1 protein-coding gene is annotated in these 318 nt (G+C 56.0%); it reads right to left on the bottom strand.

Annotated features, from left to right (window positions below; all coding sequences use genetic code 11):
* The coding region (locus tag FE394_RS18705; RefSeq protein ID WP_319927838.1) for a DnaB-like helicase C-terminal domain-containing protein at positions 1-318 on the bottom strand (318 nt) is incomplete at both ends.

Below are 318 nucleotides of genomic sequence, written 5' to 3'. Positions count from 1 at the left end.
AAAATCTGTACCACCGCATCGTCCCGGTGCCGCAGGGCACCGAGGCAGCAGGCCAGCCCCAGTGCGGTTTTTCCCATTGAAGGGCGGGCAGCCAGCAAAATGAGATCACCGGCCTGCAAGCCGCAGGTTTTTTCATCAAGATCCTGAAATCCGGTCGGTGTGCCGGTGATTCCCTGTGAGCCTTGTATTCGCTCCAGATGGGCAATCAGGCTGTCTGCGCCCTGCAACAGGGTCATTTCCTGATGTTGGCGGGCCGAACCTTTTTCAGCCAGATTAAACAACTGACTTTCTGCCTGCTCTATCAGGGTATCTGACTGA

The organism is Xenorhabdus littoralis, from assembly GCF_033949345.1.
In the GTDB taxonomy this organism is placed as follows: Bacteria; Pseudomonadota; Gammaproteobacteria; order Enterobacterales; family Enterobacteriaceae; genus Xenorhabdus; species Xenorhabdus littoralis.
The sequence above is the reverse complement of the archived record's forward strand: the minus strand, read 5'-3'. Positions and strand labels throughout refer to the sequence as shown.